Source organism: Streptomyces sp. NPDC087215 (assembly GCF_044744885.1).
Taxonomy (GTDB): domain Bacteria; phylum Actinomycetota; class Actinomycetes; order Streptomycetales; family Streptomycetaceae; genus Streptomyces.
This window is the reverse complement of sequence record NZ_JBIUZD010000006.1, coordinates 24,605-39,293: the sequence shown is the minus strand read 5'-3', so window position 1 is coordinate 39,293 and position 14,689 is coordinate 24,605. Positions and strand designations below refer to the sequence as shown.

Below are 14,689 nucleotides of genomic sequence, written 5' to 3'. Positions count from 1 at the left end.
CCCCTCAGCGTGCCGCGGACGGCATCGGTTCGACGTACTGGACGAAGCCGTCCTCCAGGACGACCGCGGAGTCGATGTCGGCCCCGGCGGGCACCGCGGCACCGGGCAGCACCACGCTCCGCCGCACCCGGGCCCCCGCCCCGATCCGCGCACCGGGGAAGACCACGCTGTCCTCGACCAGGCCCCGGTTGGCCAGGCCCAGCGGCACCACCGAGCGGCGCACCCCCGGCGCCCGGTCGACCAGACCGCGTGAGACCCCGGGCGCCAGGGTCCGCGGCAGGGCGGTCACCGGCAGCGTCGCGTCCGGGCGGGTCATCGCCAGGTGCGCGCGGTGGTAGCGCTCCACCGTGCCGATGTCCTCCCAGTGCCCCGCCACCCGGTGCCCGACGATCCGCTCCCCGGCGGCGAGCATCGCGGGGATGACGTCCCGGCTCACGTCGTGCTGCCAGTCCGTCCCGTCCAGCTCCTCCAGGTAGCGCCGCAGCACAGCCGCGTCGAAGACGCAGAAAGCCGCGAACACCAGGTCCGACGTGGGGTGTTCGGGCTTCTCCACGAAGGCCGTCAGCCGCCCCTCCCGGTCCAGGTCGACCATGCCGAAGAGGTGTACGTACCGGGGGTCGATCCGCTGGTACGCCAGGGTGAGCGCGGCCCGCTCCGCCAGGTGCCGCCGGATCAGCGGCCCGTAGTCGAAGCGGTACACATGGTCGGAGTGGAGCACCAGCACATGCCGTGTCTCCGGGCCGAAGACATGGTCGGCCTTGCGGATCAGGGCGTCGGCCGTGCCCCGCTCCAGGGGCCAGGTCCGCTCCGGGAGCCGCTCGGGCAGCCCCCGGCCCGCCGCCCGGTAGGCCGCGTCGTACGGGCCGAAGTGGACACGGAAACCGGACGGGGACCCGTTCCACCCGGTGTGCAGGTCGTCCATCAGGAGCCGCTCCTCGTACTGCGAGAGCAGCAGCACCTCGCCGAACCCCGAGTCGCGGGCGTTGGCCAGGCTGAAGTCGACGAGCCTGCACGCACCGCCGTACGGCACCAGCGGCTTCAGCCGTCCGGCGCCGAGCCGGCCCATCCGCTCGCCCCGCCCGCCGGCGAGCAGCACGGCACGGACCCCGGCGGAGTCGGCCGGGGAAGCCGGACGGTCAGCCATGTCGTACCTCGTCCCAGGCGATCCGCCCGTTCGACAGCGTCAGGAGCAGCCGCGCGGCGGGCCCGCCCGCCGGAGCCGCGCCGGTGAACTCGCCCGGGGCGGTGCGGGCCCACTCGGTGACCCGCGCCTCGCCCCTGCCCCCTTCCGCCCTGGGCCCCGGGACGACCAGCTCGACCCGCTCGGCGTGCGCCAGGCGGTAGACGAGCCCCTCGCCGCCCGGCAGACAGCGCTCCCGCAGGGCGGCGGTCCGCTCCCCGGGCACCGCGTCCGGACGACGCGCCACGACCTCGGCGCAGGTCACGAAGTCGGCCCGGTCCCAGGCCGCGTCGAAGAGCCGCAGCGCCAGCGGGTCCGTGAGCGGCCCGAGCCGCTCCACGGCGTCGAGGTCCCCGCTCGCGACGGCCGCCGCGAGAACCTCGTCCGGCCGTTCCTGCCACACCGCGTCCGGCAGCAGCCCGAACCAGCCGTGCCGCAGGGCCGCTTCCACGGCGGGGGCCGGTTCCGTCCCCCGCCACAGCTCCCGGAAGACCTCCAGGTGCAGCTCGGCGCAGTGGTCCCAGGTGAACGTACGGGCCACCGCGCGGGCCCGCTCCGAGAGGGCCCGGTACTCCTCGGGCCGCTCCCGGTACAGGCGGGCGGCGCGGCGCAGCCGGTCGGCGAGCGCGTCGACGAGCAGGGCGTCGTCCTCCGCGAAGGACCGGTTGACGGCGAAACCGGTGCGCCCCTCGCCCTCGTCCGCGTGCCGGAAGTGCGCCATGCCCCACTGGGCGGTGGCCACCGGCACCGCCCCGCAGGCCATCGCCTCGCCCTGCGCGATGAGGAAGGTGTCCATCTCGAACTTGGACGGGAAGACACAGAAGTCGGCGGCCGAAGCGAGTGCGAACACCCGCTCCTCGTCGACCCGTTCCCACTCCAGATGCACCCGGCCCCGGTGCCGGGCGACGACCTCGCGCACATACGGGTCGTCGATGCCGGTGCCGGAGATGCAGCGCAGCACGAAGTTCGCGGCCAGCCCCTCCGACAGCACCCGGTCCACCGCCCGGAACAGCTCGACCTGGCCCTTGTGGTGCACCGCGTACCGGGCGTTGTGGAAGAAGGTCGGCAGCGCCGGGTCGAGCCCGAGACCGGAGAGCACCGCCGTACGGTCCACCGCCCCCGGGTCGCCCGCCAGCCAGGCGTCGGAGATCGCGCAGCCGCCGACGAACTGCTTGTGCGCGTTGCGCCGGACCGTGTCCGCGACCGGCAGCGCCGCGAACAGCTCCTCGAAGGGGGTGTCCCGGAAGCCGTTGAGGAAGTCCCGCTGCCCCGGGCAGAGGAAGTCGATCCGGTCGGAGTGGTCCGCGACCAGCCCGTACACCGTGAGGTGGTCCGCCGGGTACTCGTAGTGCAGATGCGTCCTGCTCTGGTACTGGCGCTGGGCCTCCCGCACCCCGGCCGCGGGCGCGGGCGGCTCCTGCGGCGGCGGCGCGCCCAGGAGGCCGAGCAGCCGTCTGACCTCGGGGCCGTACACCTTCTTGGTGATCGGCATGTTGCTCTGCACCGTCGTCACCACGCTCTTGAGCGGGTCACCGGCGAGCGCGGGCGGCAGCAGGTAGTGGTAGTACGGCTCATGGGCGTGGACGACCGCCCGCTCGTCGGCGAACCAGCCGCGCAGGAAGCGGACGCTGTCCACCTGGAAGACCAGCGGCTTGAAGAAGGTCAGGTCGGAGCCCTTCGCCGCGTACGGCGGATAGAACGTGTCCGGCAGCCGGTCGAGGTGGTCGTTGGACAGGAAGTAGAGGTCCACCCCCTCCAGCCGGATGCGGTGCGCGGTGGTCCGAAGCTCCACCGGCACCTCTGCCGGGAAGCCCCGCCACACCTCGGGGTCGAGGACGAGGGGCAGGGTGTAGGCGTCCTCGTACGGAAGGTCCTCCACGGTGTGTCTGCGGCGCAGGTCGTCGAGGCGGCCGTGCGCCGGGGTCACGACGGACACCCGGTGGCCCTTGCGGGCGAAGGCACGCGAGAGGTTCCAGAGGTACACCGAGGTGCCGCCCTGGAGGAAGGTGTGGTCGAATCCGCAGCACTCGAAGTACGTCTCGATGATGTGCAGCGGTCCGTCGGTCGCGTCGCTCACGTCAGTTCCTCGTGGTGAGAGTGCGGGCGAGGGGGGAGGGCCGGCCGAGCGCCAGGGCGTGGCGCAGGTCGATGGCCGCGTGGTACGGCCGGGCGTGGGCGAAGTTGTAGTCCAGCTCGTGCAGCAGCCTGCGCAGGTGCAGCAGCCGTCGCAGCTCCTCGCCGCCACCGGCCGCCGTCGCCGCCCCGGCGGGGCCGAGGAGCAGCGCGGCGACCTGCCGCCGCCACACGTCCGCCGCCTCGAACACGAGGAGCAGCCTGGCCCGTCCGGCGGGCGGGAGGCCCGCGCCGCCGTCGAGCGAGGCGAGCATGGTCCGGGTGGAGTCCACACCGAGCAGCCGGGCCGCGTGGTCGGCCGCCTCGTCGGCGGAGAAGTACTCCAGGGCCCGGCCCAGCGCCACCAGGTCCTCCAGGGGCGACTGCTCGTCCCAGCCCGGCTCGCCGGGGCCGGTGCTGGGCGTGGAGATGTCGATCACCCGGGGCGGGTCGACCAGCAGGTGCGACAGGTGCAGGTCGCCGTGGCAGGGCCCGGCGGAACCGGGCACCACGCCCGTGGCGAAGGCGGCCCGCAGCAGCGCGGTCTCCTCGGCCAGCGCGCGGAACGCGGCGGCGAGGACCGGCCGGGGCAGCGCCGCCTCGGTCCGGCCGCGCGCGGCCAGGGCGGTGATCCGCTCCTCGGCGGCGTCCAGCGCCCGGTCCACCGGGTACGCGGGCGGCGGGACGTCCCCGCCGAGCCGGACCCGCAGCTCCGTGTGGAAGGAGCCGAGGAACGCGCGGGCGGCGCCGAGCGTCCCGGCGAGCGGCGCGAGGTGCGCCCGCACCAGCGCGTCGAGCCCGTCCGGGGTCCCGCCGCCGTCCGGCACCGGGCCGTGGTCCCCGGCTGCCAGCCTCGGCCAGAGGGCGCGCAGGTTCTCCCGCAGCGGGGTGTCGACGCCGGTGCCGGGGGTGTAGGCGTACACCACCCCGAGCGGCAGGGGAGCGCCGCCGCCGGGCGGGACGTACGTGTAGTCCCCGAACCAGCGGGGGGTGTGGCCGCCGCCGTCCAGCAGCCGGAGCAGTTCGGGTTCCCGCACTTCGGGACCGGGGCTCCGGTACGTCTTGTGGAGGTGGGGGCGGCCGTCGAGGTCCAGCAGGGACAGCGAGTTCGAGGACCAGCCCCGGTCGAAGGACCGGGCCCGCACGGTCCTGGGGGCCGGGCCGGAACCCCGGAAGACGACGTGTCCGCCGCGTGCGGTGGGGACCCTGGCCCCGGCCGCGAGGAGCCGGACGCAGGCCCGGTCGAACTCCTCGGTGCCCGGCGCCTCCGAGGAGCGCCCCGCGGTGTCGGCGCGGACGGGGAGGAGGAACCTCCGGCCGTGCGCGGGGCCGCCGACGGCGCTGGTGAGGACGAGCCGGAGCCCGTCGCCGAGGTCCGCCTCGTCGGCCACCTCGTGGCGGTCGGCCCGGCGGCCGTCCTCCGGCAGCCAGGCGGCGGCGCGCAGCAGTTCGTGGAGCTGGGTGTCGCTGGTCACGCGGTTCGTCAACTCCCGGTCATCTCGTATCGGGACAGGCCGCGGCGCCACAGCGCCAGCGCGGCGAGGAGGGAAAGGCCGGTCACGACCGGCAGCCACCGGAGGAGTCCGGTGTCGCCGTGCAGCAGATAGACGGCGGGGGCGTACGACGTGAACGCGAACGGCAGCACCCAGGTCAGGAGCGTCCGCAGCGAGGCGTGGTACAGGTCCAGCGGGTAGCCCGCGAACTCGGAGACCTGGGTGACCGTCTGGAGCGCGGGCATACTCGTCACCGTCCAGAACGACAGCGACGCGAAGAACAGTTTCACGGAGGCGTGGATCAGCGCCCCGGCCACCACGAGCAGCGGGGCGAGGGCCCACTGGAGGGCCGTCGGGTCGAGCCCCAGCTCGGCCCCGCTCCACAGCACCAGGAAGAGTCCGACGGCCAGTTCACCGATGCCGTCGGGGTGGAAGAAGCGCTCCGAGAGCAGGGCGAAGAGCGGGTTCACCGGGCGGATCAGATAGCGGTAGAACTCGCCGCGCTGGATCAGCTTGCGGCTCAGCTCCCACAGCTGGTCGGTGAAGAGGTGGTCGAGCCCCCGCGAGAGCAGCGCGCAGCCGAGCAGGAAGAGCACCTGGTGGTAGGACCAGCCCGCGACGGCCGGGACATGGCTGAAGACCACGCCCACCGCCACCGTCTGGAGCCCGACCCGGATCAGGAAGGCCCCGGAGCCGAGGAGGAAGTCGAGCCGGTAGGCGGCGAGCCGGTGCAGTCCGACCCCGCCGAGGAAGAACGCCAGCCGGAGCCGGCCGCCGAGCGTGCGCCTCATCCGCCGAGCACCTCCAGGCGGGAGACGGCCGTCCGCCACAGCACGGCGCACAGCAGGACCAGACCGGCGGTCCAGGCGAGCTGGTGGCCCAGGACCGCCGCCGCGCCCGCGATCCCGTCGTACCGGCCGAGCAGCAGGGTCAGCGGGCCGTCGGCCATGGCCCGGAACGGCAGCACCATCGCGAGGGTGTGCAGCGGCTCGGGGAGCAGTGCCAGCGGCACCATCTGCCCGGCGAAGAAGGCGACGACGCCCTGCTTGGCCATCCGGACGCCCCAGGTGTTGGTGGTGACGAACCCGGCCATGCCGGTGAGCAGGTTCACGCAGAAGGCGATGACCGCCGACAGGACGGCGGAGCACAGGAACAGGACGGCGTCCGCCGGTGTCGGCACGGTCAGCGGGACGAGGGCGGCGAAGAGGAGGAGGAGCGGCACCCCGACCAGCACGGCGTTGGTGGCGACCACCGGCAGACAGGCCGCGAACCGGACCAGCGGGTAGCTCACCGGACGTACCAGCGTCACGGCGATGTCGCCCCGGTAGACCTCGGCGGCGACCTCGTCGTCCACCCGGTTGGTGTGCACCACGGCCAGGACCTGGGCCACCACCAGATAGGTGGTGATGCTCGCCGGGGTGAAGCCGCCGGGTCCGGGGCCGGAGGCGTCCGCGTACACGGCCCGCCACAGGAAGACGGTGACGGCCGCTCCGGCCGCCGCCGTGATCCCGGTGATGAGGAAGGTCGACCGGTACTGGAGCAGCGACTGGAGTCCGCTGGTGGCGAAGGGCACGTAACGTCCGGGCCGGAGCGAGGTCCTCACGCTCCACCGCCGTCCCGCGCGGCGGGCACGCGCTCCCCGGCCGGGGCGCTGTCACCGCCCGGTGTGCCGTCCGGTGCGCTGTCCGTGACCGGTGCGCCGGGCCCGTCGCCCGTGTCCGGTACGTCGGGGAGGGCGTCCCCGGCCCGTGCGGCGGGCGTCCCGCCCCGGTAGACCTGGCGGAGCACCGTTTCGAGGTCGGGCTCGGGGGCGTAGCAGTCGGCCAGTTCGAAACGGTCCAGGAGGAAGCCGAGGACCTGCCGGGAGGTGAAGGCGTCCGCCGGGTAGTCGACGCGGACGCGTCCTTCCGGGGTGACGGACGCGAGGGCGCCCGGCAGCCCGTGCTCGATCGCGCGGACCGTGTCGTGCGTCCCGGGGCCGCCCCGGTGGTCGAAGACGACCGAGCGTCGGTCGGCCCGGCCGAGCAGTCCGTGCAGGGTCCCCTCGTGGACGACCCGGCCGCCGTCGACGACGAGGGCGTCGTCGCAGATGGCGGCGATGTCGGAGAGGTCGTGGCTGGTGAGCAGGACGGTGGTGCCGAGTTCGGCGTTGGCCCGGTTCACCAGGGCCCGGACCGCCTCCTTGAGGACCATGTCGAGGCCGATCGTCGGCTCGTCCCAGAAGACCACCCGGGGGTCGTGCAGCAGGCTCGCGGCGATCTCGGCCCGCATCCGCTGCCCCAGGCTCAGCTGGCGGACGGGCGTGGTGCCGAGGGCGTCGATGTCGAGCAGTTCGCGGTAGAGGCGGAGGTTCCGCGCGTACACGGCGTCGGGTATCTCGTAGATCCGGCGCAGGATCTGGAAGGAGTCCGGCACGGACAGGTCCCACCAGAGCTGGCTGCGCTGCCCGAAGACCACGCCGATCGCGCGGGCGTTCTCCCGGCGGCGCCGGTAGGGCTCGACGCCGTTCACCAGGCAGCGGCCGGAGGTGGGCGTCATGATGCCGGTGAGCATCTTGATCGTGGTGGACTTCCCGGCCCCGTTGGCGCCGATGTACGCGGTCTTCGAACCGGCCCGCAGCGCGAAGGAGATGCCGTCGACGGCGCGCACGGTCCGGTACTCGCGGGTGAGGAGGGTGGCGAGGCTGCCGAGGAGTCCGGGCCGTCGCTCGGCGATCCGGAAGTCCTTGGTGAGCCCTTCGGCGACGATCACCCGGTCACCCGCCCGATGGCCTCTCCGAGGATGCGGGCGCCCTCGTCGAGCAGGTGGTCGTCCAGGGTGAACGGGGGCGCGAGCCGGATGACGTGCCCGCCGACGGCGGTGCGCAGCCCGAGGTCGAGGGCGGTGGTGTAGACGGCCCGCGCGATCTCCGGGGCGGGTGTACGGCTCTCCCGGTCGCGGACGAACTCCAGGCCGTGCAGCAGACCGAGGCCGCGCACCTCGCCGAGCACCTCGAAGCGGTCGTGGAGGGCGGCGAGGTGCGCGCCGAGCCGGTCGCCGAGCACCCGCACCCGGTCGATGAGCCGGTCGCGCTCGACGACCTCCAGGGTGGCGCGGGCGGCGGCGATGCCCAGCGGGTTGGCCGCGTAGGTGGAGGCGTACGCGCCCGCGGGGGAGGCCTCGGGCCGGTGCAGCAGCTCGTGGCGGCCGGCGAGGACGGCGAAGGGGAATCCGTTGGCCATGCCTTTGGACAGGGCCACCAGGTCCGGTTCCACCCCGATGAGTTCGCAGGCCAGGAACGCGCCGGTCCGGCCGCCGCCGGTGGCCACCTCGTCGGCGACGAGGAGCACGTCGTTCTCCCGGCAGGCGGCCGAGATCCGTTCCCAGTAGCCGGGCGGCGGGACGATCACCCCGGCGGCGCCGAGGACCGGTTCGAAGACGAGGGCGGAGACGTTCGGTTTGGCCGCGATGTGCCGGGTGACGAGATCGGCGCAGCGGACGCCGCAGGTGGGGCGCTCCAGCTCCAGCGGGCAGCGGTAGCAGTAAGGGGCGTATCCCAGGACGCTGTTGCCCGCGAAGGACTGGTGGCCGACGTCCCAGTGGACGAGCATCCGGGCGCCCATGGTCTTGCCGTGGAAGCCGTGGCGCAGCGCCCCGATCCGGTTGCGGCCCGGCGGGGCGGTGGACTGCACGACCCGCAGCGCGGCCTCCACCACCTCGGCGCCGGTGGAGAACAGGGCGTAGGTGTCGAGGTGCGCGGGGAGCAGCCGGGCCAGGAGCTCGAAGAAGTCGGCCCGTTCGGGAGTGGCGGTGTCGTGGACGTTCCACAGCCGCCGCGCCTGCCGGGTCAGGGCCTCGACGACCTCGGGGTGGGAGTGGCCCAGCGACTGGGTGAGCGTCCCGGCGGCGAAGTCCAGGTACTGGTTGCCGTCGAGGTCGGTGAGGACGGCGCCGCGGCCCTCGGCGAAGACCCGCCGGGCGAGGGCGGCTTCCTCGGACTGGCCGGGTGCCCGGTGCCGCGCCTCCCTGACCAGCACTTCCCGCTGGTGACCTGTCACCGGATCTCCCCTGGATCGCTGATGAACTGGCGCGGGTTTTCAGCCAGTTGATTCGAGCGTTTGATCGTTTCGAGGTGAGAGTGAAGCACTTGGGGCCAATATTGAGCAAGAGGTTTCAGAAAGTTTCAGACATTGCTTGCAGTTGATGCGGGAGCTCTGCTTGAGTCGCCGGTGCGACCGCCGACATACCTCGAGACACGAGGAGGGACCGTGCACGGACATCCGCAGGCCGCACCCCACCGAAGGCAGCCGATGTGAAGGCCCTGGTCCTGGCCGGTGGGACCGGCAGCCGACTGCGCCCCTTCACCCACACCGGGACCAAGCAGCTCCTGCCGATCGCCAACAAACCGGTGCTCTTCTACGCCCTGGAGTCCCTCGCCGCCGCGGGAGTCCACGAGGTGGGGCTCGTCGTGGGCCCCTACGCCGACGACGTCCGCCGTGCCGTCGGCGACGGACGCTCCTTCGGACTCGGCGTCACCTACGTCCGCCAGGACCGCCCGCTCGGCCTCGCCCACGCGGTCGCCGTCGCCCGCGGCTTCCTCGCCGACGACGACTTCCTGCTGTACCTCGGCGACAACTACCTCGAGGACGGCGTCACCGAGTTCACCGCCCGCGCCCGCGCCGAACCCGCCGCCGCCCGGCTGCTCGTCACCGCCGTACCCGACCCCGCCGCCTTCGGCGTCGCCGAGGTCGGCCCGGGGGGCCGGGTGCTCCGGGTCGAGGAGAAGCCCGACCGGCCGCGCAGCGACCTCGCCCTCATCGGCGTGTACGCCTTCGGGCCCGCCGTCCACGAGGCGGTCGCCGCGATCGGCCCCTCCGCCCGCGGCGAACTGGAACTCACCCACGCCATCCAGTGGCTCGTCGACACCGGGCACGACGTCCGCGCCGACGCCACCACCTCCGTGTGGCGCGACACCGGCAGCGTCGACGACATGCTGGAGGCCAACCGGCACGTCCTGGACGGCCTCACCGGCCGCCTCGACGGCAAGGTGGACCCCGGCAGCGCCGTCGTCGGCCGGGTCCTCCTCGCCGAGGGCGCCGTCGTCCGCGGCTCCCGCATCACCGGCCCCGTCGTCATCGGACCCGGAACGGTCATCAGCGACGCCGTCATCGGCCCGTACACCTCCATCGGCGCCAACTGCCGCGTCCACGACAGCTCCATCGAGAGCTCCGTCCTCCTCGACGGCGCCGACGTCGACCGCGCCGGACGCATCGAGCGCTCCTTCATCGGCCGCGACACCGTCGTGGCGGCCCCCCGACACCCGTACGCCCACCGCCTCGTCCTCGGCGACCACAGCAAGGTGCACCTCCACCCATGACCCGACGCGTCCTCGTCACCGGCGGCGCCGGATTCATCGGCTCGGCCCACGTCCTGCGCCTCCTCGGCCCCGACGGCCCGCCCGACGTCTCCGTGACCGTCCTCGACCACCTCACCTACGCGGGCAGCCGGGCCCACCTCGCCCCCGTCCTCGCCGACCCCCGCCTCCGCTTCGTCCACGGCGACATCACCGACACGGCCCTCGTCGACCGGCTCGTACCCGGCCACGACGACCTCGTCCACTTCGCCGCCGAATCCCACGTCGACCGGTCGATCACGGACGGCTCGCCCTTCGTCCGCACCAACGTCCTCGGCACCCAGACCCTCCTGGACGCCGCCGTCCGGCACGGTGTCCGCACCTTCGTCCAGATCTCCACCGACGAGGTGTACGGCTCCCTCGCCACCGGCGCCGCCCGCGAGGACGACCCGCCGCGCCCCAGCTCCCCGTACGCCGCCTCCAAGGCCGCCGCCGACCTGATGGCACTCGCCCACCACACCACCCACGGCCTGGACGTCCGCGTCACCCGCTGCTCCAACAACTTCGGCCCCCGCCAGCACCCCGAGAAGCTCGTCCCGCGCTTCGTCACCGCCCTCCTGGGCGGGCAGGACGTCCCCCTGTACGGCGACGGCTCGCAGATCCGCGACTGGCTGTACGTCGAGGACCACGTCACCGCCGTCGAACTGGTCCGCACCGGGGGCCGCCCCGGCCGGATCTACAACATCGGCGGCGGCACCTCCCTGACCAACCTGGAACTCACCCACCGCCTCCTCGCCCTCTGCGGCGGGGGCCCCGAACGGATCGCCCGGGTCGCCGACCGCAAGGGCCACGACCAGCGGTACGCGGTCGACGACACCCGCATCCGCCGCGAACTCGGCTACCGCCCCCGCGCCGACTTCCCCACCGCCCTCGCGGACACGGTCGGCTGGTACGCACTGCGGCAGACACCGGCACCGGCCGCCCCCGCGCACACCTGACCGCGGGCGGGGGCGGGGGACGGTGCCGGGGGTGCGGCTCAGGGCAGCGCCGTGCCCCGCGCGGCCGTCCACAGCTCGTACCACTCCTCGTGGCCGAGGCCCGGAGCCCGTCGCACCGCGTCGCGGCAGGCGCGGATCCGCTCCGGCCGCGAGGTGCCGATCACCGGCACGATCGCGGCCGGGTGACGCTGGAGCCACCACAGGACCACGGCCTCCGGGGTGGTGCCGTGGGTCTCGGCGAGCCGCCCGACGAGCGCGGCGGCCGGGCCGGACGCCGGGTCGGAGTACCGGCCGCCCGCGAGGGCGCCCCACGCCTGGAGCTCGATGCCGCGCTCCACGCAGTACTCCACCGTCCCCGAGGGGAAGCCGACCTCCGCCTCCGCCGGGGTGTTGACCAGGACGCCCTTCTCCACCCAGGCGCGCCGGTACAGGCTCATCTCCAACTGGTCCACGGTGAGGGGTACTTCGAGGAAGGACTGGAGGCGGGCGATCTGGGCGGCGTCCATGTTGGAGACGCCGAAGCGCCCGACGAGGCCCTGCCGGTGCAGGGAGGTGAGCGCGGCGGCGAGCTCCCCGGGGTCGGCCAGCGGGTCGGGCCGGTGGAGCAGCAGTACGTCGAGGCGGTCGGTCCGCAGCCGGGACAGGGACTCCTCGACGCGGCGCAGGACGCTCGGGCCGCGCAGGTCGTAGAAGCCGGGGCGCCCGTTCTCCGGGAGCCGGATGCCGCACTTGGACTGGAGCGTGATCCGTCGGCGCAGACCGGGTGCGCGGGCCAGGACCTCGCCGAAGACGGCCTCGGACTTGCCGTACCGGTAGATGTCGGCGTGGTCGAAGGCGGTGACGCCGATGTCGAGGGCCGCTTCCACGGCCGCCTCGGCGCGGTCGATGTCGTCGGGGCCGTACGGGCGGGTGTCCCAGTCGCCGCCGAGGCCCATGCAGCCGAAGACCAGCCGCCCGCCCGGGGAGGGCCGGGCGGACGCGGGGGACGCCGTCGTGGCGTCGGGGCCGCCGGTCACGCGCCGGGCCCGGAAACGAGGGCGTCGGCGAGGAGTTCGGCGGCGGCGAGCACCGGGAACTGGGTGTTGGCGGCGGGCACGGTCGGCAGGACCGAGGCGTCGGCGACGGTGAGGTTCGTCAGGCCGTGGACCCGGCCGAGACCGTCGACCACGGCCGCGGGGTCGTCGCCTGGGCCCATCGCGCAGGTCCCGACGGGATGCCAGTAGGCACCGGTGCGGGCGCGCAGCGCGTCGTCGTCGAGCAGGTGCGGGGGCGTGCCCTCGGGGAGGGCGGCGAGCCCCTTGAGGGCGGCGGTCCCGGCGAGCCGGAGCACGGTCTCCAGACCGGAGCGGAGGACCGCCAGGTCGCGGCCCTCGGGATCGCTGAGGAAGCCGGGTTCGACGGCGGGCGGGGCGAGCGGATCGGTCGAGGCCAGCCGTACGGTGCCCCGGGAGGCGGGGTTCATGAGGAAGGCGGAGACGCCCGCCTCGTACCGGCCGGGAGGCAGTCCGCCGAACAGCGGCGGACCGGCCGAGGGCAGGATGTGCAGGTTCCAGCCGTCCTCGGGGGCGTACGGACCGGCGGTCCGCAGGAGGACGCGGCTGACGTACAGTTCGCCGTCGCGTTCCTTCGCGGCGAGCGCCGCCTCTAGTTCGGGGGTCGGTGCGAGCGGGACGAACACCCCCGGCTGGTCACTGAGGTTGCCCCCCACTCCGGGCAGGTCCACGACGGGGTCGACGCCCAGCGCGCGCAGTTCCCCGGCGGGTCCGATGCCGCTGCGGAGCAGCAGGGCGGGTGAGCCGACCGCGCCGGCGGCGACCACGTACCGGTCGGCCCGCAGGGTGCGCGGCACCCCGTCGACGAGGACGACGACGCCCTCGACCCGGCCGCCGCGCACGAGCAGCCGGTCGGCGACGGCGCGGGCCAGGACCGAGAGGCGGGGGCGGGCGCGGGTCGCCGCGCCGAGATAGGCGAGGGCGGCGTTGTGACGTCTGCCGTCGTGCGCGTTCAGCAGCGGGTAGCCGTAGCCGGGGGCGCCGGGACGGCCCATGTCCACCTCGGGCAGGCCCAGTTCGCGGGCCGCGGCGACGGCCGCCCGGCTCCACGGGGAGAGTTCGCGGTCCGGTACGGTGCGCAGCCCCATGGTGCGGGCGGCCGCGGCCCGGTACGGCTCCATCGCGGCGGCGCTCCAGCGCGGCCCGCCCGCGCGGACCCATGCGCGGTGGTCGGCCTCCGAACCCCAGGTGTTCCAGCAGCCGTTGACGCAGGACGAGCCGCCGACGACCCGGGCCCGGAAGCGGTGCACCGGTACCTCGCGCTCCCACAGGTCCTCGCGCGGCAGGGCCCGTGCGTCGAGCAGCCGGACGGGCCAGTCGGCCGGGTCGGGGCCGTGGTCGGGCCCGGCCTCGACGAGGCACACCGAGCGCCCCGGGTCCTCGCTGAGCCGGGCGGCGAGCACGCATCCGGCGACCCCGCCGCCGAGGACGAGGACGTCGTACGCCCCGGGGCTCACGCCCCGGCCCCCGCCCCCGTCAGGGCGGTGACCTCGGCGAGGAGCGCGGCCCGGGTGACGGCGTCGCCGCCGGTCGCGGGCACGGTGCAGGCATGGGCACCGGCGACGGCCCCGTACAGGGCGCACCGTTCGAAGGGCTCGCCGGACAGCCTGCCGAAGAGGAATCCGGCGGCGTACGCGTCGCCCGCTCCGTTGGAGTCGACGACCGGGCCGCGCGGGGCGACGGCCGGGATGTGGACCGGGGCGCCGCCGTCCCGGGTGAGGAGGTAGGAGCCCTCGGCTCCGGCGGTGGCGACGACGGCCTCGGCCCGCCCGCGCTCCAGGACGCGCCGCATGGTCGCCTCCGGGTCGGGCAGGGCGGTGGTGGAGACGAAGACGAGGTCGGAGCCGTACGCGAAGTCCTCGTGGTAGGGGTTCTCACCGTCCCAGTTGTGCAGGTCGGTGGAGACGGTCAGCCCGGCTCCGTGGAGCAGCGGCAGCGCGTGGGCGCACGGGTAGGTGATGGAGACGTGCGCGTGGCGGCTGGCGGCGGCCAGTTCGCGGACGGTGTCCTCGGGGAGCCGGTCGGACGCGTGGGAGCGGCTGTCGTCGTAGAGGGAGAGGCGGCGGCCGTCCGGCCCGACGAGGTTGACGGCGCGCTTGGTGCCGCCGGGCAGGTGCACCTCGGTGAAGTCGATGGAGCGGTCGCGGTGGAAGGCGCGGACGAGCTCCCCTGAGGGGTCGTCGCCGATCATGTCGATGTGATGGGTCCGCAGGCCGAGCGAGCTGAGGCCGAGGGCGACGAAGTCGCCGGTCTGTCCCGCGCGGGTCTCGATGCCGGGCTGGATCATGTAGCTGTCGGCGTACGGGAGCGGCAGCTCGGGGACGTACACGATGGTGTCGACGCCCGAGCCTCCCAGGACGAGGACGTCGTACGCGCTGTTCATGGCTGTTCCTCTCGAAAACAGGGCCGCAACTGCCCGCGGATCGCCTCGGAGTTAAGCAGCCTGCCGATCAAGTCGGCAAGATCTTGCAGGGCATTTCAGAAAACTCTTGCGGGCGGTGGCCGGGGGCGGTTCGGGCGGT

The 14,689-nt window shown here is 74.2% G+C and carries 12 protein-coding genes; 2 read left to right on the top strand and 10 right to left on the bottom strand.

Going from position 1 to position 14,689, the window contains the following annotated elements; genetic code table 11:
* Window positions 1-4: 4 nt before the first annotated feature.
* Genes ACIO92_RS17800 through ACIO92_RS17770 form a run of 7 tightly spaced genes read right to left on the bottom strand, consistent with a single transcriptional unit; the run spans window position 5 to window position 8,822 of the window.
* Window positions 5-1,144: a sugar phosphate nucleotidyltransferase gene (locus tag ACIO92_RS17800; RefSeq protein ID WP_366441711.1), complete on the bottom strand. Its 1,140-nt coding sequence runs from the start codon at window positions 1,142-1,144 to the stop codon at window positions 5-7.
* Window positions 1,137-3,257 carry a glycosyltransferase gene (locus tag ACIO92_RS17795; protein WP_366441710.1) on the bottom strand — a complete coding sequence of 707 codons (2,121 nt, stop codon included), beginning with the start codon at window positions 3,255-3,257 and terminating at the stop codon, window positions 1,137-1,139. Before ACIO92_RS17795 ends, ACIO92_RS17800 begins: the two co-directional genes overlap by 8 nt.
* A 1-nt stretch (window position 3,258) precedes the next feature.
* Window positions 3,259-4,767, bottom strand: coding sequence for a phosphotransferase (locus tag ACIO92_RS17790; protein WP_401242547.1), 1,509 nt, complete (start codon window positions 4,765-4,767; stop codon window positions 3,259-3,261).
* A gap of 8 nt (window positions 4,768-4,775) precedes the next feature.
* A complete protein-coding gene (locus ACIO92_RS17785; protein ID WP_366441708.1) occupies window positions 4,776-5,576 on the bottom strand; it encodes an ABC-2 family transporter protein in 801 nt (266 codons plus the stop codon).
* Entirely contained in the window at window positions 5,573-6,388 is an 816-nt protein-coding gene (locus ACIO92_RS17780) for an ABC-2 family transporter protein (protein ID WP_366441707.1), read from the bottom strand. The genes ACIO92_RS17785 and ACIO92_RS17780 overlap by 4 nt, the downstream gene beginning before the upstream one ends.
* Window positions 6,385-7,536: an ATP-binding cassette domain-containing protein gene (locus ACIO92_RS17775; RefSeq protein WP_366441706.1), complete on the bottom strand. Its 1,152-nt coding sequence runs from the start codon at window positions 7,534-7,536 to the stop codon at window positions 6,385-6,387. The genes ACIO92_RS17780 and ACIO92_RS17775 overlap by 4 nt, the downstream gene beginning before the upstream one ends.
* Window positions 7,533-8,822, bottom strand: a complete 1,290-nt coding sequence (locus ACIO92_RS17770; RefSeq protein ID WP_366441705.1) for an aminotransferase class III-fold pyridoxal phosphate-dependent enzyme — start codon at window positions 8,820-8,822, stop codon at window positions 7,533-7,535. The genes ACIO92_RS17775 and ACIO92_RS17770 overlap by 4 nt, the downstream gene beginning before the upstream one ends.
* Before the next feature lie 254 nt (window positions 8,823-9,076).
* On the opposite strand from ACIO92_RS17770, the gene ACIO92_RS17765 reads away from it, so the two are divergent.
* Both ACIO92_RS17765 and rfbB read left to right on the top strand, forming a co-directional pair.
* Complete coding sequence (locus ACIO92_RS17765; protein WP_401242542.1) at window positions 9,077-10,141, top strand: glucose-1-phosphate thymidylyltransferase; 1,065 nt, start codon at window positions 9,077-9,079, stop codon at window positions 10,139-10,141.
* A complete protein-coding gene (rfbB, locus tag ACIO92_RS17760; protein ID WP_366441703.1) occupies window positions 10,138-11,115 on the top strand; it encodes a dTDP-glucose 4,6-dehydratase in 978 nt (325 codons plus the stop codon). The genes ACIO92_RS17765 and rfbB overlap by 4 nt, the downstream gene beginning before the upstream one ends.
* Window positions 11,116-11,153: 38 nt before the next feature.
* Here rfbB and ACIO92_RS17755 read toward each other — a convergent pair whose 3' ends face one another.
* The 3 genes from ACIO92_RS17755 to ACIO92_RS17745 are packed head-to-tail and all read right to left on the bottom strand — an operon-like array spanning window position 11,154 to window position 14,550.
* The gene (locus ACIO92_RS17755; protein WP_366441702.1) at window positions 11,154-12,131 is read right to left on the bottom strand and encodes an aldo/keto reductase; all 978 of its coding nucleotides are present in this window, start codon (window positions 12,129-12,131) and stop codon (window positions 11,154-11,156) included.
* Window positions 12,128-13,624, bottom strand: a complete 1,497-nt coding sequence (locus ACIO92_RS17750) for a GMC oxidoreductase (protein ID WP_366441701.1) — start codon at window positions 13,622-13,624, stop codon at window positions 12,128-12,130. Before ACIO92_RS17750 ends, ACIO92_RS17755 begins: the two co-directional genes overlap by 4 nt.
* Window positions 13,621-14,550, bottom strand: coding sequence for an adenosine kinase (locus tag ACIO92_RS17745; protein WP_366441700.1), 930 nt, complete (start codon window positions 14,548-14,550; stop codon window positions 13,621-13,623). Before ACIO92_RS17745 ends, ACIO92_RS17750 begins: the two co-directional genes overlap by 4 nt.
* Window positions 14,551-14,689 lie beyond the last annotated feature (139 nt).